At 74.2% G+C, this 26566-nt stretch carries 26 protein-coding genes; 11 read left to right on the top strand and 15 right to left on the bottom strand.

The features are described 5' to 3' along the window. Positions 1 to 205 precede the first annotated feature (205 nt). Positions 206 to 1657 (top strand): RtcB family protein, encoded by a 1452-nt coding sequence (locus tag TCUR_RS09995; RefSeq protein WP_281055173.1) that lies wholly within the window; start codon positions 206 to 208, stop codon positions 1655 to 1657. On the opposite strand, the gene TCUR_RS09990 is transcribed toward TCUR_RS09995, so the two are convergent. Then, on the bottom strand, positions 1647 to 2519 hold the full coding sequence (locus TCUR_RS09990; protein WP_012852377.1) for a universal stress protein: 873 nt from the start codon (positions 2517 to 2519) through the stop codon (positions 1647 to 1649). The genes TCUR_RS09995 and TCUR_RS09990 overlap by 11 nt on opposite strands. 167 nt (positions 2520 to 2686) lie before the next feature. On the opposite strand from TCUR_RS09990, the gene TCUR_RS09985 reads away from it, so the two are divergent. Continuing rightward, positions 2687 to 2896, top strand: a complete 210-nt coding sequence (locus TCUR_RS09985; protein WP_012852376.1) for a hypothetical protein — start codon at positions 2687 to 2689, stop codon at positions 2894 to 2896. Between the two features lie 43 nt (positions 2897 to 2939). After that, entirely contained in the window at positions 2940 to 3311 is a 372-nt protein-coding gene (locus TCUR_RS09980; protein WP_012852375.1) for a hypothetical protein, read from the top strand. Positions 3312 to 3384: 73 nt separating this feature from the next. On the opposite strand, the gene TCUR_RS09975 is transcribed toward TCUR_RS09980, so the two are convergent. Then, complete coding sequence (locus TCUR_RS09975; protein ID WP_012852374.1) at positions 3385 to 5145, bottom strand: substrate-binding and VWA domain-containing protein; 1761 nt, start codon at positions 5143 to 5145, stop codon at positions 3385 to 3387. 215 nt (positions 5146 to 5360) lie between these two features. On the opposite strand from TCUR_RS09975, the gene TCUR_RS09970 reads away from it, so the two are divergent. Beyond that, positions 5361 to 6359: a zinc-dependent alcohol dehydrogenase family protein gene (locus TCUR_RS09970; RefSeq protein ID WP_012852373.1), complete on the top strand. Its 999-nt coding sequence runs from the start codon at positions 5361 to 5363 to the stop codon at positions 6357 to 6359. Between the two features lie 169 nt (positions 6360 to 6528). Here the strand turns inward: TCUR_RS09970 and TCUR_RS09965 are convergent, their stop codons facing one another. Next, on the bottom strand, positions 6529 to 7494 hold the full coding sequence (locus TCUR_RS09965) for a zinc-binding dehydrogenase (protein WP_012852372.1): 966 nt from the start codon (positions 7492 to 7494) through the stop codon (positions 6529 to 6531). 112 nt (positions 7495 to 7606) lie between these two features. Between TCUR_RS09965 and TCUR_RS09960 the strand changes: the two genes are divergently transcribed. After that, positions 7607 to 8176, top strand: coding sequence for a GNAT family N-acetyltransferase (locus TCUR_RS09960; protein ID WP_012852371.1), 570 nt, complete (start codon positions 7607 to 7609; stop codon positions 8174 to 8176). 146 nt (positions 8177 to 8322) lie between these two features. On the opposite strand, the gene TCUR_RS09955 is transcribed toward TCUR_RS09960, so the two are convergent. From TCUR_RS09955 to TCUR_RS09940, 4 genes are all read right to left on the bottom strand, one after another. Beyond that, positions 8323 to 8751, bottom strand: coding sequence for a ChaB family protein (locus TCUR_RS09955; RefSeq protein WP_012852370.1), 429 nt, complete (start codon positions 8749 to 8751; stop codon positions 8323 to 8325). 116 nt (positions 8752 to 8867) lie between these two features. Then, positions 8868 to 9695, bottom strand: a complete 828-nt coding sequence (locus TCUR_RS24885) for an inositol monophosphatase family protein (protein WP_012852369.1) — start codon at positions 9693 to 9695, stop codon at positions 8868 to 8870. Further along, on the bottom strand, positions 9692 to 11473 hold the full coding sequence (locus tag TCUR_RS09945; RefSeq protein ID WP_012852368.1) for a prenyltransferase/squalene oxidase repeat-containing protein: 1782 nt from the start codon (positions 11471 to 11473) through the stop codon (positions 9692 to 9694). Before TCUR_RS09945 ends, TCUR_RS24885 begins: the two co-directional genes overlap by 4 nt. After that, the gene (locus TCUR_RS09940) at positions 11470 to 12417 is read right to left on the bottom strand and encodes a viperin family antiviral radical SAM protein (RefSeq protein WP_012852367.1); all 948 of its coding nucleotides are present in this window, start codon (positions 12415 to 12417) and stop codon (positions 11470 to 11472) included. The genes TCUR_RS09945 and TCUR_RS09940 overlap by 4 nt, the downstream gene beginning before the upstream one ends. A 423-nt stretch (positions 12418 to 12840) precedes the next feature. Here TCUR_RS09940 and TCUR_RS09935 point away from each other — a divergent pair, with 423 nt between their 5' ends. Together TCUR_RS09935 and TCUR_RS09930 are read left to right on the top strand one after the other, a co-directional pair. Beyond that, positions 12841 to 13644: a universal stress protein gene (locus TCUR_RS09935; RefSeq protein WP_041439487.1), complete on the top strand. Its 804-nt coding sequence runs from the start codon at positions 12841 to 12843 to the stop codon at positions 13642 to 13644. 62 nt (positions 13645 to 13706) lie between these two features. Further along, positions 13707 to 14399 (top strand): hypothetical protein, encoded by a 693-nt coding sequence (locus tag TCUR_RS09930; protein WP_012852365.1) that lies wholly within the window; start codon positions 13707 to 13709, stop codon positions 14397 to 14399. Between the two features lie 10 nt (positions 14400 to 14409). On the opposite strand, the gene TCUR_RS09925 is transcribed toward TCUR_RS09930, so the two are convergent. From TCUR_RS09925 to TCUR_RS09905, 5 genes are all read right to left on the bottom strand, one after another. Continuing rightward, complete coding sequence (locus TCUR_RS09925; RefSeq protein ID WP_083789990.1) at positions 14410 to 16485, bottom strand: protein kinase domain-containing protein; 2076 nt, start codon at positions 16483 to 16485, stop codon at positions 14410 to 14412. A gap of 136 nt (positions 16486 to 16621) precedes the next feature. Next, positions 16622 to 17557, bottom strand: a complete 936-nt coding sequence (locus tag TCUR_RS09920; protein ID WP_012852363.1) for a Ppx/GppA family phosphatase — start codon at positions 17555 to 17557, stop codon at positions 16622 to 16624. A gap of 105 nt (positions 17558 to 17662) precedes the next feature. Further along, on the bottom strand, positions 17663 to 18430 hold the full coding sequence (locus TCUR_RS09915; protein ID WP_012852362.1) for an SDR family oxidoreductase: 768 nt from the start codon (positions 18428 to 18430) through the stop codon (positions 17663 to 17665). 267 nt (positions 18431 to 18697) lie between these two features. Further along, the gene (locus tag TCUR_RS09910) at positions 18698 to 20275 is read right to left on the bottom strand and encodes an MFS transporter (protein WP_148232980.1); all 1578 of its coding nucleotides are present in this window, start codon (positions 20273 to 20275) and stop codon (positions 18698 to 18700) included. Positions 20276 to 20333: 58 nt separating this feature from the next. Next, positions 20334 to 21041, bottom strand: a complete 708-nt coding sequence (locus TCUR_RS09905) for an alpha/beta fold hydrolase (RefSeq protein WP_012852360.1) — start codon at positions 21039 to 21041, stop codon at positions 20334 to 20336. 191 nt (positions 21042 to 21232) lie between these two features. Between TCUR_RS09905 and TCUR_RS09900 the strand changes: the two genes are divergently transcribed. Then, entirely contained in the window at positions 21233 to 21901 is a 669-nt protein-coding gene (locus TCUR_RS09900) for a winged helix-turn-helix transcriptional regulator (protein ID WP_012852359.1), read from the top strand. 222 nt (positions 21902 to 22123) lie between these two features. After that, complete coding sequence (locus tag TCUR_RS09895) at positions 22124 to 22723, top strand: histidine phosphatase family protein (RefSeq protein WP_012852358.1); 600 nt, start codon at positions 22124 to 22126, stop codon at positions 22721 to 22723. A gap of 18 nt (positions 22724 to 22741) precedes the next feature. Here TCUR_RS09895 and TCUR_RS09890 read toward each other — a convergent pair whose 3' ends face one another. Beyond that, the gene (locus TCUR_RS09890; protein WP_012852357.1) at positions 22742 to 23302 is read right to left on the bottom strand and encodes an NUDIX domain-containing protein; all 561 of its coding nucleotides are present in this window, start codon (positions 23300 to 23302) and stop codon (positions 22742 to 22744) included. 1 nt (position 23303) lies between these two features. Beyond that, positions 23304 to 24053: a GntR family transcriptional regulator gene (locus TCUR_RS09885; RefSeq protein WP_012852356.1), complete on the bottom strand. Its 750-nt coding sequence runs from the start codon at positions 24051 to 24053 to the stop codon at positions 23304 to 23306. A 181-nt stretch (positions 24054 to 24234) separates the two neighbouring features. On the opposite strand from TCUR_RS09885, the gene TCUR_RS09880 reads away from it, so the two are divergent. Next, positions 24235 to 24663: a hypothetical protein gene (locus tag TCUR_RS09880; RefSeq protein WP_012852355.1), complete on the top strand. Its 429-nt coding sequence runs from the start codon at positions 24235 to 24237 to the stop codon at positions 24661 to 24663. Positions 24664 to 24814: 151 nt separating this feature from the next. After that, positions 24815 to 25129 carry a DUF2795 domain-containing protein gene (locus TCUR_RS09875; RefSeq protein ID WP_012852354.1) on the top strand — a complete coding sequence of 105 codons (315 nt, stop codon included), beginning with the start codon at positions 24815 to 24817 and terminating at the stop codon, positions 25127 to 25129. Positions 25130 to 25146: 17 nt separating this feature from the next. Here TCUR_RS09875 and ggh read toward each other — a convergent pair whose 3' ends face one another. Beyond that, positions 25147 to 26517: a glucosylglycerate hydrolase gene (gene ggh, locus TCUR_RS09870; protein ID WP_012852353.1), complete on the bottom strand. Its 1371-nt coding sequence runs from the start codon at positions 26515 to 26517 to the stop codon at positions 25147 to 25149. Positions 26518 to 26566 lie beyond the last annotated feature (49 nt).

Below are 26566 nucleotides of genomic sequence, written 5' to 3'. Positions count from 1 at the left end.
TTTCCTTGGCCGGGTCCTGGCGGCCGGTGGTTTCGGTTTCGCGGAGACCTCTGCCCGTGGGCGGGCGGGGGTCACGTGCCGCTGGAGCGCCGGGAGGGGGCAGGAGGCCGGTGAAGGGGTGTCTTCGGGGTCATCGGTGGGGCTTGGGCGGGTAGGGGGGTCGTGTCCGGTCCGGTGACGGGCCTTGGAGAGCCGATGGGACGGCTTGCGGAGACGCCTCTGGCTGGTGATGGGGATGCGGATCGTCCGGGAGAGTCCATACCGGGTGCGGATCGAGCGGGAAGGGGACATGCGCGTGCCGGGGGTGGTGTTCGCCTCCCGCGCGCTGCTGCCGGATCCGGTCACCGACCGGTCTCTGCTGCAGGTCGTCAACGTGGCGACGCTGCCCGGCATCGTGGTCGCCTCGTTTGCGATGCCGGACGTGCACTGGGGGTACGGGTTCCCGATCGGGGGCGTGGCGGCCACCGACGTCGACGCCGGAGGCGTGGTGTCGCCGGGGGGCGTCGGTTTCGACATCTCCTGCGGGGTGCGGCTGCTGGCCGCCGGCCTGGAGCGGGCGGAGCTGAGCGGGCGGGTGCTCCAGAAGCTGATGGACGAGCTGGGGCGGGCCGTTCCGCGCGGGCTGGGGCGGCGGGCCGTCTGGCCGCTGGCCGGGCGGGCGCAGCTGGAACGGGTGCTGGCCGGTGGTTCCCGGTACGCGGTCGAACAGGGGTATGGCACGCCGCGCGACCTGGAGCGGTGCGAGGACGGGGGCGCGGTGGGCGGGGCCGATGCCGCCGCGGTGAGCGCGCGGGCGATGGAACGCGGGCTGGGGCAGCTGGGCAGCCTGGGGTCGGGCAACCACTTTCTGGAGGTGCAGGCGGTCTCGGAAGTCCACGACGAGATCGCCGCCAAGGCGTTCGGGCTCGGTCCCGGCCAGATCTGCGTGATGATCCACAGCGGGTCCCGCGGGCTGGGGCACCAGATCTGCACCGACCATGTGCGGGCGATGGAGAAGGCGATGCGGCGCCATTCCATCAGCGTTCCGGACCGGCAGCTGGCCTGCGCCCCGGCCGGCTCCCCGGAAGGGCGGGCCTACCTGGCCGCGATGGCCGCCGCCGCCAACTACGGGCGCGCCAACCGCCAGCTGCTCACCGAAGCCGCCCGGCGGGCCTTCCGCGGCGTCTGCGGGACGGATCTGGAGCTGGTCTACGACGTCTCGCACAACCTCGCCAAGATCGAAACGCATCGGGTCGACGGGACGGCGCGGCGATTGTGCGTGCACCGCAAGGGCGCAACCTTGGCCCTGCCGCCCCGGCACCCGGACCTGCCGGAGGACCTGGCCGACGTCGGGCAGCCCGTGCTCATCCCCGGCAGCATGGGAACCGCCTCCTACGTGCTGGCCGGGGTGGCGGCCAACCCGGCGTTCAACTCCACCTGCCACGGCGCGGGCCGGCTGCACAGCCGTCACCAGGCGGCCAAGGCGGTGAGCGGGCGGGAGCTGCGCGACCGGCTGGAGGGCGCGGGCATCGCGGTGCGCGGCGCCTCCTGGCGGGGTCTGGCCGAGGAGACCCCGGAGGCCTACAAGGACGTCGATGCGGTCGTCGCCGCCGCCGAAGGGGCCGGGCTGTGCCGGACGGTGGCCCGTCTGGTGCCGCTGGGAGTCGTCAAGGGCTGACGGGCGGCCTCCTTTCAGCGGGGTGCACCACGGCGACGGTGCAGGGGGCCAGCTGGAGCATGGCCAGGGTCGTCCCGCCCAGGATCTGCGGGTGCAGGCCGCGGACGCCCCGGTCCCCCACCACCAGCAGGTCGGCTCCCTTGGCCGCCGCCAAGAGGGCCTGGCGGGGTTCCTCCTCCACCAGCGAGTTGCGGACGTCGACCTGGGGGTAGCGGTCCGCCCAGGGGGCCACGGCGCGCCGCAGCCTGGTGCAGCACAGCCGTTCCAGCCTGTCCCGGTCGGCGAACAAGGTGATCTCGATGTCGGCCATTCCGCCGGGCTCCCAGTAGCCGTACAGGGCCTCCAGGGTCCAGCCGCGCAGCGCGGCCTCTTCGAAGGCGAACTCCAAGGCGGCGTCGGCGCCGGCGGAGCCGTCCACGCCGACCACCACGCGGCCCTCGGTGCCGCCGCCGGGATCCCGGACGACCATGGCGGGGCCGTGGGCGCGGGCCGGGACCTGCAGGGCCGCGGACCCCATGGACAGCTCGTCCCGCTCGCGGGAGCCGATCACGATCAGCCCGTCGCCGGCCTCGCGCAGCAGCGCCGAGGAGGCCGGGCCGTCGGTCAGGACCGGGCGCACCCGCAGGCCGGGGGCCAGGCTCTCGGCGATGTCGACGCCGCGCTGCAGCAGATGTTCGCCCGTCCGCCGGACGATGGCGACGCCCCCGAGGTCGACATGGCCGGCCGGGTAGGGCCAGTGCCAGGCATGGCAGACCGTCAGCGGCAGCCCGCGGGACCGGGCCTCCGCCACGGCCCAGCGCAACGCCAGCTCGCTCCCCCTGGTGCCGTCATAACCGACGAGCACATGCCCGTGAACGGCCATCTCTCCCCCCGGCGGGGCACATCCCCCTTCAGCGGGGGCCGAATCATCGGAGCCCAACGGCGGCTCCCCCGGTGACCAAGGTCCCTAGGGGCGCGGCTGCAAAAAGAGAAGTCTGAAAAGCGCAAGGAAGCCCAGGCCCCGTGGGGGCACGGCGCAGGGAGTCGGCAATGAGCAGGCAGATCACCACCGGTCTCTCCCCTCCGTCGGCGGAGTCCCTGGAGCGGCGCATCGCGGCGCTGGAGGCCGCCGTCGCCGCCCTGACCGAGACCGTGACGCTCCTGGTCCGGGGCCGAGCGCACGCCCTCGACCAGGACGCGCGGGGAGAGGGAGACCTGTTCCCGCCCGCGGCCGGGCCGGATCTGCGTTCTGGGATCTGACCCGTCCGGCCCCTGTCAGCCCGGTCCACCCGAGGAGATTGCGTTGACCGACCGTACCGGACCGCTGCCGGAGATCCGCTTTTCGACCTCCAAGCACGTTTCCCGACACGACGTGGAGCGGGCGCGCGAGGTCTTCACCCGCGTGCTGGCCCACGCCCCCGAGCCGGTGCTGGCGGTCCAGGTGACGCTGAGCGTGCTCACCGATCCCGCCGCGAAGAACCCTTCGATGGCCTCAATCCGGGTCGACCTCAACGGCCGTCCGGTGAACGCGCACGCCGCGGCGCCCGCCATGGGCCAGGCCATCGCGATGACCGGGGACCGGCTGCGCATCCGCCTGGAGCGCATGGCCCGTCACTGGGAGGCGCGCCGGGACCGGGCCTTGCGTTCGCTCCCCCGCCAGGCTCAAAGCGCATGACGGGGGCCGCCGGCCCCGGTGGCGGCGGGGGACGCCGGGGCTGGGAGCCCATGCGCCGGGCCGCGGCGCGGGCTCAGCACTCGGGTGAGCAGATGCGGCGGGACATGGCCTGCAGCAAGAGCCTGCCGGCGTCCTCGGGAGTGCGGGCGATCTGCACCAGGCCGCCGGTGGCCTCGGTGAGGGCGCGCAGCTCGGGGACCGACACGTCGGGGCCGTAGCCCTGGATGATGAGCTGGACCGGGCGGTTGGGGTCGTGCTCGCGGCGCAACGCCGCCACGGTCTGCGCCAGGGTGGGGCCGTCGGCGTCCTGGTTGCGGCCGTCGGTGAAGACCAGCACGGTGTTGACCATCTCGGGTTTGTAGCCCTCCCGCATCCGGCGGACGGCCGCCAGCACCGACTCGTGCAGCCCGGTGCGCCCCTTGCGCTCGGCCCGGATGCGGCCCAGCTCCGACAAGATCAGCTGGCGGCGGGTGACCGAGCCGACCCGCTCGCCCAGCGGCCCCACCGGGACCACCTCGCGCCAGTCCCGCCCGCCCTCCAGGTCGGTGGAGAACAGCCAGATGCCCAGCTCACTGTCGTCGGGCAGCAGCGGCAGCCCGCTTTGGGCGACGCGGGCGGTGGCCTGCAGCCGGCTCAGGCCGGGGGCGACCCGCCGCCGCATGGAGCCGGAGACGTCGAACAGCACCAGCATCCGCGTGCTCAAGGTCAGCTTGGACCAGGTCTGCATCAGATCCCGCACGGCCTGCGGCGGCGGAGCGGGCAGCCGGCGGGGCGGGTCCAGCCTGACCCCGGTGAACGGGCCGAAGTGCGGGACGTTGCGGCCATCGGGGCCGCGGAACCCGGCCCGGCGCAGCTCGGCGGCGGCGACCGGGCTGCGCAGTGCCCGCTCCAGCGCCCGGGCCGCCTCCAGCCGGGCGGCCTCGCCGGTGGTCATGGCGAACGGGTAGTCCAGCGACAGCGTGCCCTCGCGCGGGTAGAGGGCGATGATCCGTTCGGCCGGGCGGTTGCCGTTGTGGGAGAAGATCGCCTGTTCGGGGACCAGCAGCACGGGGTGGCGCTTGCGCTCCCGGCCGTCCAGCGACCGGAACTCCGCCTCCACCGAGGGAACGGTGTTCTCGCGCACGGCGCGCACCAGCGCGGTGAAGATCTCCTGCCGCCCGGACCGGCCGGTCAGCAGCCGGTCGGCCACGACCAGGGCGCTCATCCCGGTGGCGCTGCGGGTGGGGTCGGGCACCTGCGGGCGCACCAGGCCGGGCGGCACCGCCGAGGCGCCGCCCGGGACGCCGGGGACGGCGCCGAGCAGCAGGTTCCAGGAGGGGTCGGCGGTGACGCCGCGGTTTCTCAGCTCGTCCACCAGCCCCTGCGGCAGGCCCAGCACGACCGGGCTGTAGGCCAGCGGGCCGTGGCTGACCTGCAGCGGGCCGATCCGCTCCGGTGAGGTGTTCACCAGGGACGTCCACAGCGAGGAGTCGGGGATCCACACATCCGGCCGCTGCAGGGAGCCGGAGGCGCCCTGGCCGGACAGCAGCACCGCTATCGCGGCCGGGTCGACGGGGCGCACGAGGGCGTGCACGCAGGTGTCCTGGGCCTCGTTGAAGCGGTCGATCGCCCTGGTGAGGGCGGGAGCGATGTCGGGGGCAGCGGCGACGGTCAGCGGCCCGCCCGCGCCCTCGCCGCGGCAGCCGGCCGCGTTCAGCACCGTGCGGCAGCCGATGGCCACCGCCAGCGCGGCGGCGAGGAGCGCCACACCGGTGCGCAGGCCCGGCCGTGGGATGCGGCGCCGGGGCGGCGCGGCCGCGCGCCCGAAGATGTCACCAGAGCCGGTTCCGCCCACGGATGCCTCGTTTCTGGACGCCCCGATCCCATGACGACATCGTGCGGTCGCCGCACCGAATTAGAGAGAACATTCCGACAGATGTCAAGGAAGGGAAAGTTTTCGGCACAGCCGGGCTTTCCCAGCCCCAGATCGTGTGGAATGAAAGGCCATCCCGGCCCCGAAGGAGCCCACCGCCGGGCGCTTTCGGCGGCGTCCGGGCGTACGGTGGTGGCGTGCGAGCGTGGAGTGTGACGGCTCCGGGCCCCATGGCCTCCGGGCCGCTGCGTCTGATCGAGACCGACGTGCCCGAGCCCGGAGCGGGCGAGCTGCTGCTGCGGGTGCGGGCCTGCGGGGTGTGCCGCACCGATCTGCACGTGGCCGAGGGAGATCTGCCGGTCCGCCTGCCTGGCGTCACGCCCGGCCACGAGATCGTGGGTGAGGTGGTGGCGGCCGGGCCGGGCTGCCTGCACTCCCCCGGCGACCGGGTGGGCGTGGCCTGGCTGCGGCACACCTGCGGCCGGTGCGCCTACTGCCGGCGCGGCGCGGAGAACCTGTGCCCGCACTCGCGGTACACCGGCTGGGATGCGCACGGCGGGTACGCCGACTACGCCGTCGCCCCCGACGCCTACGTCTATGACCTGCCCGCCGGGCGCGACGACCGGGAAGTGGCGCCGCTGCTGTGCGCCGGAATCATCGGCTACCGGGCGCTGCGCCGGGCCGAGCTGCCGCCGGGCGGACGGCTGGGGATCTGGGGGTTCGGCGGGTCGGCCCACCTGACCGCCCAGATCGCCCTGGCCCAGGGCGCCGAGGTCTACGTCTTCACCCGTTCCCCGGCCGCCCGCAAGCTGGCGCTGGAGCTGGGCGCCGCCTGGGCGGGCGACTCCTTCGATCCCTCTCCCGAGCCGCTGGATTCGGCCATCGTGTTCGCCCCGGCCGGGGAGCTGGTGCCCGCCGCGCTGGAGCGGCTGGACCGGGGCGGCACGCTGGCCATCGCCGGGATCCATCTGACGGACGTGCCGGCGCTGAACTACCAGCGGCACTTGTTCCAGGAGCGGCAGGTGCGGTCGGTGACCTCCAACACCCGGGCCGATGGCCAGGAGTTCCTGCGCCTGGCCGGGCGGCTGCCGATCCGGGTCGCCACCGTCGGCTATGACCTGGCCGACGCCGACCGGGCGCTGGCCGACCTGGCCGCCGACAAGGTCAACGGGGCCGCGGTGCTGCTGCCCGGCTGATCCCGCCGGGGCTCTCCCGCCCGCCGCGTGGACGGCCTGCAGGCCCCGGCCGGGCGAGGACCGTCCATCCGGCGGCAGGCCGCACGGCGTGTCCCGCCGGCCGCAGGTGCGGTGGCGCGGCCCGCTCGGCCGGGGAAGGCCGGCCGCGTCCCTCCGGCCCGGGGGGAGCTCAGATCTCCAGCAGGGTTTTGCCGACGGTGGCGCGGGACTCGAGGGCGGCGTGGGCGTCGGCCGCCCTCTCCAGCGGGAAACGCTGGCCGATCACCGGGCGCAGCCGTCCGGCGGCGGCCTCGGCGAGGGCGTGCTCGGTGGACAGGCGTATCTCCTCGGGGGTGGGGTTCAGCGACAGCAGGGCGATGCCGCGTTCGCGGGCGGTCTGCTCGGGGACGGCGGTCCACTCGCCGCCGGCCCGCCCGTAGCGGAGCATCCGGGCTCCCTGCCCGCCGGTGGCGGCGAGCAGGTCGAAGGCGGCCCGCCCGACGGCGCCGCCGACCCCGTCGAAGACCACGTCCACCCCGCCGACGGCGGCGCGGACCTGCTGCGTCCAGGACGGGTCGCGGTAGTCGACCGCCACCTCGGCGCCCAGCTCGCGGGCCAGCGCGCCTTTGCGCCCGCCGCCGGCCGCCGCCACCACGCGGGCGCCGGCGGCCCGCACCAGCTGGACCAGCAGCGTGCCCACCCCGCCGGCGGCGGCCTCCACCAGCACCCGCTCCCCGGGACGCGGCGCGACCGCCCGCATCAGCATGACCGCGGTGCGGCCGTCGGCCAGCAGCGCCGTGGCGGCGTCCAGCTCCAGTCCCGGCGGCACCGGGAAGACCCCGGCGGCGTCCACGGCGACCCGCTCGGCGTAGCCGCCCGAGCCTCCGGTGCTGGTGACGACCTTCCTGCCGACCAGGGCGGGGTCGGCGCCCGGCCCCACGGCGGTGATCACACCGCCCACCCCGTTGCCCAAGATCACCGGCGGTTCGAGGCGGAACGGGCCCTCGGCGCCGGCCCGGATCTGCGTCTCCACGAACGTGACGCCGGCGAAGGCCACGTCCACCAGCGCCTGACCGGGGCCGGGCACCGGTTCCGGCGCCTGCCCGGCGACCAGCGCCTGGGGGCCGCCGAACTCCTTCAGCCACACCGCACGCATCGGCCGTCCCTTCCGTGAGCGGATCTCGCCCGACCAGGGTGCGACCTCAAGCACACTTGAGGTCAACCCGGATTCCGGCCGGAACGTCCCCGCAGGCGCTAGCCTCGGCCGGGTGCGGGAGCTGATCACCGACCGGCTGGTTCTGGAGCCGTGGCGCGAGCGCCACGCCGCGGAACTGGTGCGGCTGTCGGCCGACGAACGGGTGATGCGCCATATCGGCACCGGCGTGTGGACGGCCGGGTACGCGGCGCGGCGGCATGTGCGGGCGCTGCGGCACTGGGCCGAGCACGGCTTCGGCTGGCGGGCCGTGCTGTCCCGGCAGGACCGGGCGTTCCTGGGGCTGGTGTCGCTGATCCGGCTCGGCACCCCGGTGGAGGGGGTCGCCGAGCCGGCGCTGGAGATCGGCTGGTGGGTGGACCCGCGGGTCTGGGGGCGGGGCATCGCCACCGAGGCCGCCGCGGCGATGCTGTGCGAGGCGTTCTGCCGGCTCGGCGCCGAGAGCGTGGTGGCCCGCTACCAGGCCGCCAATCTCGGCTCCGCCCGGGTCACCGCCAAGATCGGCATGTCCCCGTTCCGGGAGAGCACCGACCCGCAGGGAAGGCCGATGCGGATCTGCGTCATCAGCAGGGACGATCACCGGCGCGCTTGCCCGCGGGCCGATGCGGCAAGCGGCCGGGGGTGAGCCTTTTCGGCACGCGGTTTTCGCAGGTTGCGACGGGCGCGCCGGAGCCGGGAACCCTCGAGGTCCTCCCGGTCACCGGCGCCCGACGTCGCATGCCGAAACGGCTCGGCGAGCCGGCCTCTCACCGAGCGGGCGGGACGTGCGGCCTATGCGTCGGAGGTCTTGCGCGCCCGGCTGGTGCGCCGCCGGTTCTCCTTCTTGATCGCCTGGATGAGCTCGTCCTTGGACATCCTGGAACGCCCGTGGATGCCCAGGCTCTTGGCCACCTCGTACAGGTGCTGTTTGCTGGCGTTGGCGTCCACTCCCTCGGCGGTGGGCGCCCGGTGCGAACGAGGAGTGGCGGCCTGTTCATCGGAGGGGCCTTTGACCTTGCCGGCGCCCTTCTTGCCGCCCTTGGGCAGCCACCGGTCGCCGACTTTCTCGAAGGCGCGTTTGAGGGCGCTGAAGGCCGTCTGGTGGGCGCGTCTGCCCTCGCCGTACTCCTCGACGGCCGCGTCGTGGGCCTTGACCCAAGTCCGCTGGGCCTTTTGCGGGGAGCGCCGTACCGTCGCGGGAAGTTCCTCACGGCCGGGCATCTGCCTCTCCCTTCCTCGCTCCGCTGCGGCACTTCCCTACCCGGGCGGGAGGCGGTCAACCGGCCGCAGGCCACCGAAATGCGCGGAAGGGACGCGGAAGGGACGAGGCCCCTGCTTCAGGAGGCGGCGTCGTAGGCGCGGACGGCGGCGACCAGGTCCGCCGCCAGATGGGGGTCGCGGGCGGCGATGAAGGACACCGGATGCCGGTGCATGGAACGCCGCACGCCCAGCGGCTCACCGTCGAAGTCCACCACATGGCCGCCGAAGGACTCCACCAGGAACATGCCGCCGCACACATCCAGCAGGGCGGCGTCCCGGCAGACCATCGCATCCAGCGCCCCGGAGGCGACCAGGGCCAGGTCCATCGCCGGCGCCCACAGGTTCACCAGCCGTTTGCAACGCGGGCTCATCCAGCCGGTGAAGCCCTGGCCCCAGCGGCGCCCTTCTTCGGCGTACCCGGTGACCAGGGACACCGTCGCGCGGCGCAGCGGCACCTCATAGCAGGGGGACGCCGGCGGGCTGGTGCGGCCGTCGCCGGTGGCGGAAAAGAACCGGTCGGTGACCGGGTCGGCGATCACGGCCAGCACCGGGACGTCGCCGTGGAAGAGGGTGATGGCCACCGCGCAGTGGGCGATGCCGTAGCCGAAGTTGTTGGTGCCGTCCAGCGGGTCGACCGCCCACAGGAACTCCTCGGCCTCCCAGGTGCCGTGCCCGCCCTCCTCGGCGACGATCCCATAGTGGGGGAAGGCCTCCCGCAGCGACTCCACGATCACCTTCTGGGCGATGACGTCGGCGGTCAGCTGGACGTCGTGAGGGCCTTTGTACTCGTTGATGAGGCGCTGCCCGAACTGGCCGCGGATCGCCTCGCCCGCCGCCCGCGCGGCCTCCTCGGCCGCCGCGAGCTGGGCAGTCCAGGTGGTGAGGAACTCCTTGGTCAGATTCATTCCAGGCCCTCCCTGTCCCGGCCGGCCCGCGCCCGGCTCCGCCTTATTCGATATTCCTCGGCGATGATGCTCGGCGCCAGTGCTCCCACCACTGTGACCACAAGTGTGGTCGCCCCGGCCAGCACCTTGTCACGGCCGGATTCGGACTGCAGACCCCGCAGCACCCCCAGCTGGCCCAGCACCAGCAGCGCCACGGTGACGGTCAGCAGCGCCAGCCACACCGTCGTCAGCCTGCGGCGCCACACGTGCCCGGGGCGTTCGGCCGCCGCGCGGCGGCCGATCATCCCGCCCGACAGCCAGGACAGCGTGCGCAGTTCGGCGTCGCGGTGGGCGGACAGGACCAGGGGGGCCAGGTTCCGGGCGCCGGAGTCCAGGACGGTCCGCAGCGCGTAGACCGCGCCGTGCACCGCCCAGATGGGGGTGATGTCGGGGGCGGTCAGCGTGGAGCGCCAGCCGCCGCCGGGCCGTTCCAGCCGCAGCAGCTGCAGCGTGCCGGTCAGCACCACCGGGTGGCTGAGGTCATAGCCGCACTCGCAGAGGGCGGCCAGCACCCAGGGGGTGGCGAAGTGCCGGAAGTCCATGCGGGCGAAGCGCCGGGAGTCCACCAGCGAGGTGAAGGAGGTGGACTCCCACGGTTCGGGCCGGTCGGGGCTGAAGGCGCCCAGCAGGTACTCACAGCCGGTGGTGATCACATGGTCGGTGACCGGCACGCCCGCCTGGCGCAGCGCCAGCAGCGCGGCGGCGGCATAGGCGGGCGAGGAGGAGACGGTCTCATCGGCGGCGGGCGCGGTGGCGCCCCAGCCGCCGTCCGGGCACTGGGCGTCGCGCAGCCACTGCACGCCGCGGGCGACGGCGTCCCGCTCCCCGTACAGGGCGAGGATGCGCACCGCCGAGGCGGTGGCGAAGACCAGCGACTGCTGGCCGGGCACGTCGGCCGAGGCCCAGCCGCCGTCGGGGCGCTGCCGCTCCCGCAGCCAGGCCAGCCCGCGCCGGACCGCCTCCTCGCTTTCCGGCCGGTGGCCGGCCTCGTGGAAGGCCCACAGGCAGGCGCAGGTGCTCTCGGTGATGGAGGTGTCGCTGTCGGAGCCGATCAGCGCCCGCCGGATCTGCCAGCCGCCGTCGTCGTTCTGCAGGGCGCGCAGGGTCTGCAGCGCCCGTTCCGCCAGTTCGCCGCCGGCGCGGGCGTGCAGGCAGGTCAGGACGCCGTTGGCGGTGGACAGGGTGCCCAGGGTGTCGGTGCCCAGATACTGCTCCCAGCCCCAGTGGCCGGCCTCCTCGGCGCGGTGCCGGGCCAGGAAGGCCACCGCGGTGCGCATCGAGCGCTCGATCCGGCGGCCCAGGTCGGGGGCGCAGCGGACGGCCTCATGCCAGTGCCGGGCGGTCTCCAGGTGCTCGCCGTGCTGCAGGTCGCGGCGGCGGGCGCGGGCCTCACCGACCGGCAGCAGGCGCAGGCGGGAGCCGTCCGGCACCGTCCGCAGCACGGCGGTGACGACCAGGCGCACCGCGGTGCCGCTCTCGTCGGCGGCCAGCAGCCCGATGTAGGTGATGTCCAGGTCCAGCTGCCGCCGGGCCAGCTCACGGACCAGCGCGCCGAGTTCGCCGCGGTGGTGGGGGCCGCCCGGCCGGTCGAGGATCAGGCTCGGGCAGGTCAGCCGGCCCTGCTCGTCGTGGACCGCCAGGTGCTCCCCGGAGGCGTCCAGCAGCAGCAGGTCGACGCGGGCCGTATCGACGTCCGGACGCTGCTGCGGGCGCCCCTGGGGCTTGCGAAGGTCGATCATCGCACCGCCCGGGAGGCGGCCGCCGCGTACCGCCGCCCCGGTGAGGGCCGCCGGCGGAGGTTCGCCTCGTACAGGCCGCCGCGGGCCAGGAACTTGGCCCGGCTCACGGTGACCTGGGAGAGGGCGCGGTGCACGCCGACCCGCAGGATCGGCTCGCTGTAGCGGTACCCGCCCGGCTCCACCGCGTCAAAGAACCGCCCGGCCGGGTCGACCATCGCGTAACTGCCGGTCATGGCGTCGTTGTCCTCGGGGATCAGCGCAATTCCCGCCAGCTCCACATGGAGATGGCGGGAAATGAAGGATTCGAACTGTTCGGGGGTTATCAGCAGCGGGTCCACCTTACGCGAGTTCTGGCCCTCCACCGGAAGCACTTGGAAGACCTTCCAGCGTTCCGGGCCCGCGGCGACGATGAAGCCGCTCAGATCCTCCCGCCAATTGCGGGAGGTCACCACCGTGTTCACCTTCAGCCGGAATCCCCGCTGCCGGATCCGGCGGCACAGCGCCAGATAGCCGGCCTCGTCCATCACCCGGCCCGCCGTGGCGCGCCCCAGCGACCGCAGCGTCCGGGGGCGCAGGCTGTCGATGCTGACGGTGATCCACTCCAGCGTCCCGGCCAGCCGGTCCAGCATCGCCTCATCCAGCAGGCTGCCGTTGGTGACCAGCGCCGTGGTCACCCCCAGATCGCAGGCCAGCTCGACCAGGTCGGGCAGCCAGGGGCACAGCAGCGGCTCTCCCCCGGCGAAGGTGATCTTCGAAAATCCCGCCTCGGCCAGCAGCCGCACCACCCGCTCGGCGTCCCGGCGGTCCAGGTGCCCCTGCGGCAGCACCGTCCGCCGCACATCGCGGAAGGTCGCGAAACAAAACAGGCAGCTCATGTTGCACGGCTGCCAGAGGTGGAAGTTGACGGTCTCGACCGGTACCTGCGGGGAGTTGGCCATGACCATCGATGAGCCCTTCGGCTGACGGCGGTGCGGCGGAGGGCGACCACGCCTGCAGCACATGGTAAACAGCCGGCCACGCACAAGCGAGCAAGTTCAGCCATTTATGCTCATCTGAGTAATATTACCGCTTCACTCCTCTGGCATTACGTCTTGACCGGGACGTCACGGCTCTGAAAAAGCGCCGTATGCCGCTGAACTTTTTTCAACACGTGCTCTCCGGCGGCTGAGACGGGAGCCCCGATGGCGCACGGTGCCGTGCCACCGCAGGTCACGGCCTCCTCCCCGGCGGCGACGCCCCGTCCCGAGCTGCGAAAAGGGCGTGTTGCAAAGGTTCACCGGACATCCGGGTTCCGCCGGCCGCCGGGCGGGACGGGCCGCTCGCGGGGACGGGTGCGTGAGCGCGTCCAGTCCGGGCATGCTCCCTGCGTGATCGGAGCGCATGTCCTGGTCGGCTACTCCCCCGACCCCGGGGGACGCGAGGCGCTGGAGTACGCCCGGGCCATCGCGGCGCTGACCGGCGGGCGGCTGACCGTCGCCGTGGTGTACCCGCCCGGCCGGGCGGGGGCGGCCGCCGAGGCCGGCGCGACGCTGGAACAGGCCGCCGCCCTGCTGGGAGAGGAACCGGCCGACTATGCGGTGCAGGAGAGCCGGGGCGTGGGACGCGGCCTGTCGGTGCTGGCCGGCAAGGTCGGCGCCGACCTGATCGTCATCGGCTCGGCCGCCGGCGGCGCCCACGGTCACATCGGCATCGGCAGCGCCGCCGACCATCTGCTGCACGCATCCTCCGAGGCGGTGCTGCTCGTCCCGGCCGGCTACTCCCCGGCCGAGCGCCCGCAGCGGCTCACCGTCGCCTACGTGCGCCGCCCGCAGTGCGATGAGGCGGTCCAGCGGGCCGCCGTGGCCGCCGCACGGCTGCAGATCCCGCTGCGGCTGCTCACCTTGTCGCTGGGGGATGCCGACCCCGGGCAGCTGCGCGACGACCTGGCCCTGGCCGTCCCGCTGGCGGCCGAGGCGGGGGGCCTGGAGCCGGCCGCGGTGCAGACCGAGCTGGCCGAGGCCGACGATGTGGCCGCTGCGATGGCCCGCACCGACTGGGCGGAGGGCGAGCTGCTGATCTGCGCGAGCAGCGAGGACTCCGCGGTGCACCGCGTCTTCCTGGGCGAGATGGCCCTGAAGGTGCTGCGCGCCTCCCCCTGCCCGGTCGCCGTGCTTCCCCGCGGACGCGACTGATCCGCCTTCCACCGCCATCCCCGCTTCCTGCCTGGGTAAATGGGGCGGCTAGGCTGAGGGCGATGGAGGAGCTGATCATCCCGCGCCGGTTCAACGGGCCGCCGGACTCCGGCCACGGCGGTTATGTGGCGGGCCGGCTGGCCGCCGGATGGGGACCGCAGGCGGTGGGCGAGGGCGTCACGGTGATCCTGCGCAGCCCTCCGCCGCTGGAGACGCCGCTGCGCGTCCGCGGCGACGGCGAATGGCTGCGGCTGTATCACGGCGAGCAGCCGGTGGCCGAGGCGCGGCCCGGCCGCATCGAGACCCCGCCGATCCCGGCGGTGCCGTATGAAAAAGCGCTGGCGGCCGCGGACGGATACCGCGGGGCGGGCAACGACACCCCCTACGGGATGTGCTTCGCCTGCGGCCCCCGCAGGCCGGACGGGCTGCGCCTGGCCCCCGGGCCGGTCGCCGAGGACACGGTGGCCGCGGCGTGGATCCCCGACGAGTCGCTGCCGTTCGGCCCCGAACTGGTGTGGGCGGCGCTGGACTGCCCCGGCGGCTGGACCACCGACCTGATGGCGCGGCCCGCCCTGCTGGGCACGATGACCGCCCGGGTCACCGGCCTGCCCGCCGCCGGTGAACGCTGCGTGGCCATGGGCCGTCTGCTGCGCCGCGAGGGCCGCAAGTTCTTCACCGCCACCGCGCTGTACGGCGAAGACGGCCGCCTGCTCGGCCAGGCCGACCAGATCTGGGTGGAGCTCACCCCGCGCTGAGCCCGCAAGGTCACGACCAGTCCGGGTGGCCGACGGCGAGCGGGCCGACCGGACGGGCCCGTGCCTGGCCGGCGTCCACGGGCATGGCCCAGATCTGGGGGGTGGCCACCGGGCCGCGCACGAAGGCCAGCCATTTGCCGTCCGGTGACCAGCTGGGGTCCATGTCGTGGGCGGGGCCGGTGGTGAGCCTGCGGTAACCGGTGCCGTCGGCGCGGATCACCGCGATGTCGTGGCCGTGGCCCGCTTCGTTCATCACGGTGAAGGCCAGCCACCGGCCGTCGGGGGACCAGATGGGGTCGTTGGCGCCGTGGGGGGCGACCCGGCGGGTGGTGACCTGCCGCCAGCGGCGCTGCGGGTCGGCCGGATCCAGCCAGTACAGCTGCTGGGAGCCGTCCCGTCTGCTCCAGAAGGCGAGCTTGCCGTCCCGGGACCAGGTGGGGTCGTCTTTGACGCTGCGGTCGTCGGTGAGCTGCTCGACGCTCCCGTCGCTCAAGTCGATCACGCTCAGCTGCGCCCGCCCGCCGGTCCTGGTCATGGCCGCCAGGGAGGCGCCGTCGGGCGACCAGGCGACCCGGCTGCGGCCGTTGATGCCGTCCGCTTTGCGTTCGGCCCCGCCGCCGTCGGGGTTCACCACCCACACCTCCGAGGTCGCGCCGCCGCTCCAGCGGGTGAAGGCGATCCGGTCCCGCCGCGGCGACCACTGCGGCAGGACGTCACAGCCCTCTCCCTCCAGCAGCGGCCGGGCGGCCCGCGCGCCGGGGGTCAGCAGCCCCACGGCGGCGTGGCACTCCCGGGGCCAGCCGCCCGCCCGGTCGATGCGGACCAGCATCACATCCGCCGGCGGGCCGGAGGCGGCGGCACCCCGGCCCCGGTCATCGCCCAAGGACTGCAGCACGACGGCCGCGCCCGCGGCGACGGCCACGACACCGGCGACGGCCGCCAGCAGTCCCTTGCGCAGCCGGCGCCGTCCCTTCCCGCCGGGCCCGGCCGGCGGTTCGGGGACGGCCGCCGTCGGCTCCCCCGGGGCGGAAGGGGCCGGCTGTGTTCCCGCAGCGGGCGCGAGGGCGCCCACCGGTGCGGGCGGCTCGGCAGGACGGGCGGGGCCGCTTCCAGGAGCCGGCGGGCCCACGGTCGCGGCGGGTGCGTCCGGCGCGGCCAGGCCCCCGGTCCACGTCCGGTTCAGCGCGGTGGTCGCGGCGGCCTCGCCGCCGCCTCCGGTCAGGGACAGCAGCAGCTCCCGCGCGGTGGGGCGCAGCGCGGGGTCTTTCTGCAGCGCCCGGCGCACCAGGGTCGCCAGCGGCTCGGGCAGCGGGCCGATCTCGGGTTCGGCGTGCACCACCCGGGCCGCCATGAGCTGGAAGTCGCCCACCCCGAACGGGTGATAGGCGCTGCCGGCGAAGGCCACCAGGCAGCCCCAGGCGAACACGTCGGCCGCCGCCGTGACGGGCTTGTTGAGGATCTGCTCGGGGGCGATCCAGCCGGGGCTGCCGACCACCTGCCCGGTCCGGGTGTGGCCGGTGGCCGCATCCAGCGCCCGGGCGATGCCGAAGTCGATCACCCGGGGGCCGGAGATGGACAGCAGCACGTTGCCGGGCTTGAGGTCGCGGTGCACCAGCCCGGCGGAGTGGATGGCCACCAGCGCGGCGGCCACGCCCACCGCGACACCGTTGAGCAGGCCGGGCGACAGCGCGCCGTGCTCGGCCACGTGCTCCTGCAGGGAGGGGCCTTCGATGTACTCGGTGACCAGGTAGGGACGCCCGCCCTCCGCGCCGTGGCCGAGCACCTGGGCGGTGCAGAAGGAGGCGACCTTCTGCGCGTTGGCCACCTCGTCGCGGAAGCGGGCCGCGAACGCCGGGTCGCCGGCCAGCTCGGCACGCACCACCTTCACCGCCACCGGCCGCCCGTCCCGGCCGCGGCCCAGGTAGACCGCGCCCATGCCGCCCTCGCCGAGCTTGGCCTCCAGCGGGTACTCCCCGATCCGCCGCGGATCGCCGGGGCCCAGAGAACCCGCCGCCCGTGCTCTGCCGTGCCGGCTGTCCAAGGTCGCTCCACTCTCCTGCGGGCCCGCAAGAGCCCGCGCGTCCATCACCCGGCCCGCGGCACGGGCGGGCCCGGCGGCCGCGGCCGTCTGCTCAGATCGCTTCAAGCCTCATCTGACATGACAGCGGAAATGTCGTCTGATCGGTAGATGTGCCCGCCGCGTCCTTGGTTCGCCGGGATCTTCAAGCGGAGTCGCCGGTGATGGCGTCCAGACGGCGCAAGATCACGCCCTCCCGCAGCGCCCACGGGCAGATCTCCAGTTCGGGCAGCCCGAACAGGTCCATGGCCGCGTCCGCCACCACCGCCCCGGCGGGCAGCTGCGGGGCGCGGTTCGCGGAGACGCCGGGCAGCGCGGCGCGTTCCCGGGAGGTCATCCGCGCCAGCTTCTCGCTCCACTGGATCAGGTCCTCATGCCGCAGCACCCGCTTGACCAGGGGGCCTTCGGCCGAGGGGGCGGCCCCGGCGATGCGGGCCAGCTGCCGGAAGGTCTTGGAGGTGGCCACCGCGTGGTCGGGCGGCCCATAGCGGGCCACCTCGCCGACCCGGCTGGCGATCTCGGCCCGTACGTAGCGGCGCAGCTCGCGCAGCCGGCCCGGGCGCGGCGGGTCGCCGCCGAGCATGTCGCGGGTCAGCCGGCCGGCCCCCAGCGGCAGCGAGATCGCCACGTCGGGGGCCTCGTCGATGCCGGAGGCGATCTCCAGCGAGCCGCCGCCGATGTCGACCACCAGCAGCCGCCCCGACGACCAGCCGTACCAGCGGCGGACCGCCAGGAAGGTCAGGCGGGCCTCCTCCTCGCCGGACAGCACCCGCACTCCCACGCCGGTCTCGGCGTTGATGCGGGCCAGCACCTCTTCGCCGTTGTCGGCCTCGCGCACCGCGGAGGTGGCGAAGGCCAGCAGCTCCTGCACGCCCTTGTCCTCGGCGATCCGCAGGGCGTCCCGGACGAAGGCCAGCAGCCGCCGCTCGCCCTCCTCGGTGACCCGGCCGCCGCTGATGTAGGCGGCCAGCTGCATCTCCTCCTTGTGGGAGTAGGCCGGCAACGGCCGGGCGCCCCGGTGCGCGTCCACCACGAGCAGATGCACCGTGTTCGAGCCCACGTCCAATACGCCGAGTCGCATATCGTCGACGCTATCGGACGATCGCGGGTGGGAAGTTTCGCCCGCCGGTCTCAATCAACGCACCCGAGCGACATTTCGATCGCTCCCCGGCGATCAACGGGCGGGTCAGACCGTGGTGCCGAGCCCGCCGTCCACGGGGATGACCGCGCCGGTGACGTAGGCGCCGGCCCGGCTGGACAGGTAGATCGCCACCCCGGCCATGTCGTCGGGGCGCCCGATGCGCCGCAGCGGGGCCGCCGCGGCGATCTCCTTGCCGAAGGCCTCCAGCGTGGCGGCCATCATCTTGGACTCGAACGGGCCGGGCGCCACGGCGTTGACGGTGATGCCGCGGGGCCCCAGTTCGCGGGCCAGCACCCGGGTCATGTGGTGCAGCCCGGCCTTGCTGGCCGAGTAGGAGTAGGTGGGCAGCAGGGGGACGTGCAGCCCGTCGATGCTGCCGACGTTGATGACGCGGGCCGGGTCGTCGGCGGTGGCGGCGGCCTCCAGCATGGGCAGGAAGGCGCGGGTGAGGAAGAACGGCGCCTTGAGGTTGAGGTTGAGCACCTTGTCCCAGGCGAAGGCCGGGAACTCCTCCAGCGGCGCGCCCCAGGTGGCGCCGGCGTTGTTGATCAGGATGTGCACGGCCTGCTCGGCCTCGCCGACCTCCCGGGCCAGCCGAAGGCACTCCTCTTCGGTGGACAGGTCGGCGGGGATGGCGTTGACCTGGCCGTATTGCGACAGCTCCTCAGCGGCCCGGGCGCAGGCGTCGGCTTTGCGGGAGCTGATGTGCACGCGCGCCCCGGCCTGCAGCAGGCCGCGCGCCATCATCAGCCCGATGCCCCGGGTCCCGCCGGTGACGACGGCGACCTTGCCGGACAGGTCGAACAGCTCCACGGTTTCCTCCCGACTCGTTGCGTCCGAGCCTTTCCGCCCGCGGCCCTGCGCCTGGGGGGACGGGAGCCGCAGCGGCGCCCCGGCGCCGTGACGTCCGCCTGTGAACTGCGAAGACGGCGTAACGGAAAGGTTCACCGCCCGGCATTCTGCCCGAACGGCAGCAGAGAGGGTGCATGGGGAGGACCCGGTGGCTTTCGAGCCGGGACGTCCCATGGCCGGGAGCGGGGACGGCGCCCCCGCTCCCGGCCATGGGTCGCGTCGCGTGCTCTAGCCGGTGAGCCCGGCCGTGGGAGCCGGCGCCTCCTGCGCGGGTTCGTCCGGGGACGGCACAGCGGAGGTCGGGGGCACGTGGCGCAGCAGGATCACGGCCAGCGCGGCGGCGCCGGCGGTCAGCACCGCGGCCGCCGCGGCGGCGGCGTGCAGGCCGTCGGTGAAGGCGGCGCGGGCGCCCTCCAGCAGGGCCGCCGCCAGATCGCCGTCCAGGCCGCCGGCGACCGCGGTGGCGCCGCCCAGTGTCTCGGCGGCCTGGTCGGCGGCCTGATCGGGGACGCCGCCGGGCGGGTCGATGCGCAGCCGGTAGACGACGGTGGCGATGCCGCCGAAGACCGCCAGCCCGAGCGCGCCGCCGAATTCCTGGGAGGTCTCCGACAGCGCCGAGGCCGCGCCCGCCCGCTCCGGCGGCGCCGCGGTGACGATCATGTCGGTGCCCAGCACCGCCAGCGGGGAAAAGCCCAGGTCGAACAGGGTCATCCCGGTCACCAGCAGCATCAGGCCGCGCTGGGTGCCGGTGCCGGTCAGCAGGGCCAGCCCCAGCGCGCTCACCGCCAGCCCGGCCGCGATCAGCAGGCCGGGGCGGATGCGGCGGGCCAGCAGGGGCGCCGCCATGAAGCCGGCGATGACCGCGATCGACGGCGGCAGCGTCCACAGCCCCGCCTGCAGCGGGCTCAGTCCCAGCACCAGCTGCAGGTACTGGGCGGTCAGCAGGGAAAGGCCGGGCCCGATCAGCATGACCAGCGTCAGCAGGCCCAGCGAGCCGCCGAAGCGGCGCCGGCCCAGCAGCCCAAGGTCCAGCATCGGGTCCTCGAGGCGGCGCTGCCGGCGCACGAACGCCCACGTCAGCACCGCTCCCACCGCCATGATCGCCGCCGGCGCCGGGCTGAGGCCGTAGGCCGCGATCTCCTTGAGCCCGTAGACCAGCGCGATGACTCCGGTCAGCGACAGCAGCACGCTGGGCGGGTCGACGCGTCCGGGGGCGGGGTCGCGCGACTCCGGCAGCAGCAGCGGCCCCAGCAGTGTCAGCAGCGCCATCACCGGCACGCCGAGCAGGAAGACCGAGCCCCACCAGAAGTACTCCAGCAGCACCCCGCCGACCACCGGGCCGATCACCATGCCGCCGCTGAAGCCCGTCATCCACAGGCTGATGGCGCGGGTGCGCTGGGCCGGGTCGCGGAACATGTTGCGGATCAGCGACAGCGTGGAGGGCATCAGCGTGGCGCCGGCCACGCCCAGCGCCGCCCGGGCCACGATCAGCAGTTCGGCGTTGGGGGCGTAGGCGGCCAGCGCCGAGGCCGGCCCGAAGGCGGCACCGCCGATCAGCAGCAGCCGGCGGCGGCCGATCCGGTCGCCCAGCGCCCCCATGGTGATCAGGAAGCCGGCGATCAGGAAGCCGTAGACGTCGTTGATCCACAGCAGTTGCGTACTGCTGGGGCGCAGGTCGGCGCTGAGCCCGGGTTGGGCCAGATGCAGCACGCTGACGTCGATGCTGATCAGCAGGGTGGGCAGGACCAGCACGGCCAGACCGGCCCACTCCCGCCGCCCCGCCCGGGAGGGCATGTCGTCGCTCATGCCCTGGACGGTAAAACCTCAAACAAAGTTGAGGGCAACTGTTTTTCCGCCCGGGCCGTCAGGCGGGCCCGGGCCGGGCGGGCAATGCGGCGCGGTAGGCCTCCAGCCGCCGCACCAGTTCCTCGGGACGGGCCAGCGCGGGCATGTGCCCGCCGGGCATCTCATCGGGGACGATCCCCAGCCGCTCCCGGACGACCCTGCGCTGGAAGCCGGCCGGGAAAAGCCGGTCGTCGCGGCACAGCAGGAACCGGGTGGGCACCTGGGGCCAGGCCGCCAGGGGCCAGGGCTCCCGGAACGGCGTCGCGGACTGCTCAAGACCGTCCTTCATCGCCTCGGCCGCCACCTGCGGCGGCACGTCGTGGAAGAACACATCCATCGGATCGAGTTCCTCACCGAGGACGCGGCCTTGGCGTTCGGCCAGTTCCCGCATGGCGCGCTCCTGCCCGGTGCGGGCCCACCACTGGCCGCCGGACTCCCCCGCCCTGGGGACCATGGCGGCCACCAGCACCATCAGCTCGACGGGCACCCGCGTGCAGACCAGGGGGGCGATGAACCCGCCCATCGAGTGGGCCACCACGATCAGGTCCCGCCGGTCGCCGACGGCCTCCACCACGACGTCGGTGTACTCGGCGAGCCCGGCGGAGTCGTCCCGGGCGGGCAGGTCGGGGGCGACCACGTCATGCCCCAGCGCCCGCAGCATGGGAACGACGCGGTGCCAGTACCAGGATCGGCCCCCCGCACCGGGGATCAGCACGTAGCAGGCCACGGATCAGCCCTCCCGCCCGGCCGGCCGCCTCCGGCGGGCAGTCCTGGAGGCCCGGATTCCCGCCCGGAGGGACGGACCGTGATCCGCGCCGTCTCCGGCGGCCGCGCCTTGCCCTGCGGCGGCATCGCCTTCACAGTCATACTCCTAAACTAGGAGTGACTACTCCTGAAAAACAAGCAAAGTGAGGCGGCATGCCGGTGAACCGCAGCTACGGCGACCCGTGCGGGATCGCCCGCGCCCTCGATGTGGTCGGGGAACGCTGGGCGCTGCTGGTGGTGCGCGAGCTGCTGCTGGGCCCCAAGCGTTTTTCCGACCTGCACCGGGGGCTGCCCGGCGCCAGCCAGAACGTCTTGTCGCACCGGCTGCGCGAGCTGACCGACAAGGGCGTGGTGCGGCGGCGCCGGCTCGGCCCGCCCGCCGGCGCCTGGGTCTATGAGCTGACCGACTGGGGCCGCGACCTGGAGCCGGTGCTGCTGGCCCTGGCCCGCTGGGGCGGCCGCGCCCCGCTGACCACCGACGGCGAGCTGAGCACCGACGCGCTGCTCATCGCCCTGCGGACGGTGTTCGACGCCCGCGCCGCCGGCGACCTGAACGCCGTGCTCGCCCTGCGGCTGGGCGGGGAGGAGTTCGGGGTCGAGATCGGCCAAGGGCGCATCGCCATCAGCCGCGGCGCCCCCGCCGCCCCCGCCGCCGTCCTGGAGACCGATGCGGCCACCCTCAGGTCCCTGACGTTCCTGGGCCGCCCGCTCGGCGCCGCGCTCACGGCGGGCCGGGTGCGGCTCGCCGGGGACCGCGGACTGGTCGAACGCTTCCTGACGCTGTTCCCGCGTCCCTCCCCCGCCCCCGGCCGGCCGGCGTGAGGCCCGGTGCCGCGCGCACGCCGGGCACCGGCCGCAGATCCGCCGATCTTCCCTCGCAACGCTCGACGACGGCACATACTGGTGCAGGTCACGCGCCGCCTCGGCAGGCTCCCCGCCCACGCTCGGCCCGGTGGTCCCCGGTCGCCGCGAGCACGAGCGACCGGACGGCGGCGCGCAGCCACGGGCGGGGCACGACGGGGAAGGCTACGGGGAAGACGAGCAGTGAGCACGACCTTGTTCCTGGTCCGGCACGGTGAGACGGTCTGGCACGCCGAGAACCGCTATGCGGGGACCAGCGACGTGGAGCTGACCCAGCGGGGCCGCGATCAGGCCCGGCGGCTGGCGGCCTGGGCGGGCGGGGCCGGTCTGGAGGCGGTGTGGGCCTCGCCGCTGCGCCGGGCGCGGGCCACCGCCGAGCCCGCCGCGCGGGCGTTGGGCCTGCCGGTCAGCGTGGAGGCCGATCTCAGCGAGGTCTGCTTCGGCGCCGCCGAGGGCCGCACCCTGGCGGAGCTGCCGCCCGAGCAGGTCGCCGCCTTCCGCGCCGACCCGGTGGCCGGGGCGTTCCCGGGCGCGGAGGACCCGCGGCGGGCCGCCCGGCGGGGCGTGGCCGCGCTGCACCGCATCGCCGAGCGCCATCCCGGCGGCCGGGTGCTGGTGGTGGCGCACAACACGCTGCTGCGGCTGGTGCTGTGCACGCTGCTGGGCGTCCCGCTGGCCCGCTACCGCACCGCCTTCCCCCAGCTGCGCAACTGCGCGCCGACGGAGATCGTGCTGAGCGGGGCCGGGGCGGGGCTGCTGGCGCTGAACACTCCGCTGCCCTGACCGGGGCCGGGGGGCGGGCTAGCCGAACGCGCCCTCGTGCCTGAGCAGCAGGGCGTAGGCGGCGACGGTGGAGTCGTCGGTGATGCGGCCGGCGTCCACCAGCTCCCAGAACTCCTCGCGGGAGAACCACCGCTGCCGCATGTCCTGTTCCTCGTGCTCGCGGGCGTGCGGGCCGGGCACCAGGTCGGTGGCCAAGAAGACGTTGAAGCCCTGGCCGCTGGTGCCGTGCGAGCAGTGCAAAAAGCCCAGGTGTTCCAGCCGCCCGGCGCGCAGCCCGGTCTCCTCGGCCAGCTCGGTGCGGGCCAGCAGCTCCGGGTCGCAGTCCACGCCGCCGGGAAGGCTGCCCTGGGGAAAGTTCCAGGTGCGCCGCCCGATCGGGTAACGGTATTCCTCCACCATGTGGAATCCGCCCTTTTCCGCCGGGATCACCAGCGCGAAATCGGGCTTTTCTACTACACCGTATATTCCGGACGAACCGTCGGGGCGTTCGATACGGTCCTCGCGCACCGTCATCCACGGATTTCGGTACACGACCCGGGAATCCAGCCGCCTGATGACCTGCCCGCCGTCCCGAGCCATGTCACCCTCCCGATCCATAGCGGTAGACGAGTTCGTGCCGGTCGCCCACCACCACCCGGTGGGTGACCTCCACGATGCGGCCGTCGGCGTCGTAGCCGCGCCGCCACAGCGTCAGCACCGGCTGATCGGCGGAGATCTGCAGCACCTCGCACTCGTCGGGACGCGGCAGCCGGCAGGTGACGGTCTCCTCGAACAGCAGCCGGTAGCCGAGTTCCTCCAGCCGGGAGTACAGCCCGCCCGGTCCGGTGTCCACCCGGCGCAGCACCGGGAGCCGCTCCACCACGTCCATGATCACCCAGGTGGTGGCGGTCTGCACCGGCGGCTCCCCCACCGTGCCCTGCACGCGGGCGCGCTGCAGCAAAGGGGTGCCGACCGGGACGGCCAGCCACCGCGCCAAGGTGGCGTCGGCGGTGACCTCCTCGACGGTGGTGTGGGTGAACGGCTCGCGGCCCTCGTTGCTGGCCGAGACGTGAAAACCCCGCCAGCGGCCCACCTGGCGGGTGATGTCGCTGGCCGTGCGCCGCACCGGCCCGGTGGGGCGGACCTGGGTGCCGGTCCCCGGGTGCACCACCGCCAGGCCTTGGTCGGCCAGCATGCGCACGGCCCGGCGCACCGTGGAGCGGTCGGCGGCGAACTCCCCGGCCAGTTCGCGTTCGGACGGCAGCCAGGAGCCGGGCTCCAGTTCGCCCTCGATGATCCGGGCGGCCAGCACGCTGGCGATCGCCTGCGCCTTGGCGGGTGGTCTCGGCATTGGGACGTGACCTCCCAAGCTCGGGCATGGCGGGGCAGGGCTCTTTACAACAACCATAACCCGACCATTGATCAATCCCGGCTGTCCCGAATACCGCAGTTTCGGAGAAGTTGCGCGATTCCGTGGACGGCCGTTTCTTGGTAGGTCTACCTTAGACCTACCGTAGACCGACCAAAGGGGGATGATCACCCTGGGCCGGCAGACTTTCCAGCGCCCTTCGCTGTTTTCGTGGACGGTGGTCGTCGATCACGACGATCGCCGCCGGGTGGGAGCCTGCGGGGTCTGCGACGACCGGCTGCGGGCGATGCGGCATCTGGGAGAGGCGCTGCTGGAGGCGCCGATCGATGCGGTAGGGCTGGTGCACCGGGTCACGGTCGGCGTGGCCAAGCTCGGCTACCTGTACCACGGGCTGATCGCCCGGGGCCGGCTGAACCCGGCGACCGGAACGGTCGACTGGCTGGAGGCCGGCTGCCCGCCGTGGGCGTGGGGCCGCATGGACGCGCTGGTCAAGGCGGTGACCGGCAAGCCCGGCGAGATCCCGCCGCCGGAGGCCGTGGCGCTGGGCCTGGCCGACCCGGACCCCGGGCGCTTCCTCCTCGACGGGCGCTGAGCGTCCCTCCTGCGCGGGCCTCCTCCAGCACGCCGGGCCCGCGGCCGCCCACGGCGGGCGAGCCGCACCGGGCGAACGGAACCGCCGCCGCACAAGGTCCCGTGTGAACGGCGCCGATCCGGGCACGGTCGGCCAAAAAAGAGGGGGACCCATGAAGCTGCACGACACCGGCGGTATCAAAAGCGCGCTGAACGACCTGGACTTCCCGGCGGCCAAGGAGCAGATCGTCGAGCACGCCCGGCGGCGGGGCGTGGGACGCGACGCCGACCAGGCGCTGTCGGCGCTGCCCCGGGGCGAGTACGCCAGCCTGCGGGAGGTGCTGCGGTCGGTGCCGCTGGACCCGGCCCCGGGACGCTCGGAGACCGAGCGCACCGCCCAGCGCCGCCGCGCCAAGCCGGGGCTGGCCGAGCACGAGCGTCCCGCACGGCCGTCGCCGATCGAAGACGAACTGCGCCGCAGGCCCTGACCGGGTGCCCGGCCGCCTCAGGTGGCCAGCAGGTCCAAGGCGACGGCCGCGGTCCACGACTGGGCGCGGGCGCCCAGCGGCTCGCCGGTGAAGGGGTGGTAGTACTCGGCGAACAGGCCGTCGGCGAGCTGGTCGATGGCGGCCTCGCGGAGCATGTGCGCGGCCTCCTGCTCACCGGAGCGTTCCAAGCCCCAGATCAGCAGCCAGGTCATCGGCGGCCACTGCGGGCCCCGCCAGTAGCGCACCGGGTCGAAGTCCGGGGAGGCGGGGCTGGTGCTGGGCGGCAGGGCGTGCACGAAGCCCGGGTGCCCGCACCAGTCGGCCGACATCAGCCTCTCCACCAGGGCGCGCCGGCGGGCCGCATCCAGCCCGCCGGACACCAGCGGGGCGAACCCGGCGATGGTCGGCGTGCGCACCACCGTCCCGTCGCGCAGGTCCACATCGGCGGCGAACCCGCTCTCGTCGCAGGTCCCCAGCACGCCGCGGCGGAACCGGTCGGCATACCCGATCAGCTCATCGGCCCCGGGCAGGCCCAGCTCGTCGGCGACGGTGGCCAGCTCCTCGTTGGCGGCCACGAACAGCGCGCTGGTCAGCACATCGCCCATGCGGAAGCTCAGCGTGCGGTGCGCCCGCTCGTCGTCATAGCGCGCCCGGCGCAGCTCCTCCACCAGCCACTGGTACTTGGTGTAGTCGGCGTCGGAGGGGCGCTGCGCGGCGGCCCCGCCCAGGGCGCTGAGGGCGTGCAGGTCGGCCCGGCGGAACGGGACGAACCCCGGCGCCGGGATCACCGCCGCGTACGGGGCGTCCCAGCGGGGGGAGTTGTCCAGCCCGCTCTCCCAGCCGTGGTAGATGGTCACCAGCCCGCGCTCCTCGGGGTCGCGGCGGGTGGCCAGGTAGCGGTGCCAGGCCAGCAGCGCCGGCCACATCGCCCTGATCCGCTCGACGACCTCCTGGCGCTCGCCGGCCGCGGCGATGCGGGCGGCGTCCAGGATGCGGCGGACCGCCACGCCGTGCACCGGGGGCTGGATCAGCCCGCTGGTGGCCACGTGCCCGGGGGCGTCCGGGCAGACCTCCCGGCAGGCCCAGCGCCGCGGGCCGGGCTCATAGCCGGTCTCATCGTCGGTGAAGACGATGTGCGGCACCATGCCGGTGCGCCACTGCGCCGACAGCAGCGTCTCCAGCTCGGTCAGCGCGCGCCGGGTGGACACCCGGGCCAGGCCCATGGCGATGAACGCGGCGTCCCAGCTCCACATGTGGGGGTACAGGTGAGGCGCGGCGACCGTCAGCCGCCCTCGGTCGTTGCCGGCCAGGACGTAGGCCGCCCGTGCGGCGGTCTGGCTGCGCGTCAGTTTCGCGGCGGGCGCCGATATGGGGTGCGTCGCGCTCACTGTGAACCTTCCCCAGCCGGGCCCTTCCCGCCGTGCGCCCCGCCGGGCC

The organism is Thermomonospora curvata DSM 43183 (assembly GCF_000024385.1).
Taxonomy (GTDB): Bacteria; Actinomycetota; Actinomycetes; order Streptosporangiales; family Streptosporangiaceae; genus Thermomonospora; species Thermomonospora curvata.
Note: the sequence above shows the minus strand (reverse complement) of the source record. Positions and strands in the feature narration are given on the sequence as shown.

Coding starts and splice junctions, on each gene's coding strand:
- TCUR_RS09990 (WP_012852377.1), bottom strand. CDS start 2,519: ATGGCCGTTCACGGGCATGTGCTCGTCGGTTATGACGGCACCAGGGGG.
- TCUR_RS09985 (WP_012852376.1), top strand. CDS start 2,687: ATGAGCAGGCAGATCACCACCGGTCTCTCCCCTCCGTCGGCGGAGTCC.
- TCUR_RS09965 (WP_012852372.1), bottom strand. CDS start 7,494: ATGCGTGCGGTGTGGCTGAAGGAGTTCGGCGGCCCCCAGGCGCTGGTC.
- TCUR_RS09955 (WP_012852370.1), bottom strand. CDS start 8,751: ATGCCCGGCCGTGAGGAACTTCCCGCGACGGTACGGCGCTCCCCGCAA.
- TCUR_RS24885 (WP_012852369.1), bottom strand. CDS start 9,695: ATGAATCTGACCAAGGAGTTCCTCACCACCTGGACTGCCCAGCTCGCG.
- TCUR_RS09945 (WP_012852368.1), bottom strand. CDS start 11,473: ATGATCGACCTTCGCAAGCCCCAGGGGCGCCCGCAGCAGCGTCCGGAC.
- TCUR_RS09940 (WP_012852367.1), bottom strand. CDS start 12,417: ATGGTCATGGCCAACTCCCCGCAGGTACCGGTCGAGACCGTCAACTTC.
- TCUR_RS09930 (WP_012852365.1), top strand. CDS start 13,707: ATGGAGGAGCTGATCATCCCGCGCCGGTTCAACGGGCCGCCGGACTCC.
- TCUR_RS09925 (WP_083789990.1), bottom strand. CDS start 16,485: ATGGACGCGCGGGCTCTTGCGGGCCCGCAGGAGAGTGGAGCGACCTTG.
- TCUR_RS09920 (WP_012852363.1), bottom strand. CDS start 17,557: ATGCGACTCGGCGTATTGGACGTGGGCTCGAACACGGTGCATCTGCTC.
- TCUR_RS09910 (WP_148232980.1), bottom strand. CDS start 20,275: ATGAGCGACGACATGCCCTCCCGGGCGGGGCGGCGGGAGTGGGCCGGT.
- TCUR_RS09900 (WP_012852359.1), top strand. CDS start 21,233: ATGCCGGTGAACCGCAGCTACGGCGACCCGTGCGGGATCGCCCGCGCC.
- TCUR_RS09890 (WP_012852357.1), bottom strand. CDS start 23,302: ATGGCTCGGGACGGCGGGCAGGTCATCAGGCGGCTGGATTCCCGGGTC.
- TCUR_RS09885 (WP_012852356.1), bottom strand. CDS start 24,053: ATGCCGAGACCACCCGCCAAGGCGCAGGCGATCGCCAGCGTGCTGGCC.
- TCUR_RS09880 (WP_012852355.1), top strand. CDS start 24,235: ATGATCACCCTGGGCCGGCAGACTTTCCAGCGCCCTTCGCTGTTTTCG.
- TCUR_RS09875 (WP_012852354.1), top strand. CDS start 24,815: ATGAAGCTGCACGACACCGGCGGTATCAAAAGCGCGCTGAACGACCTG.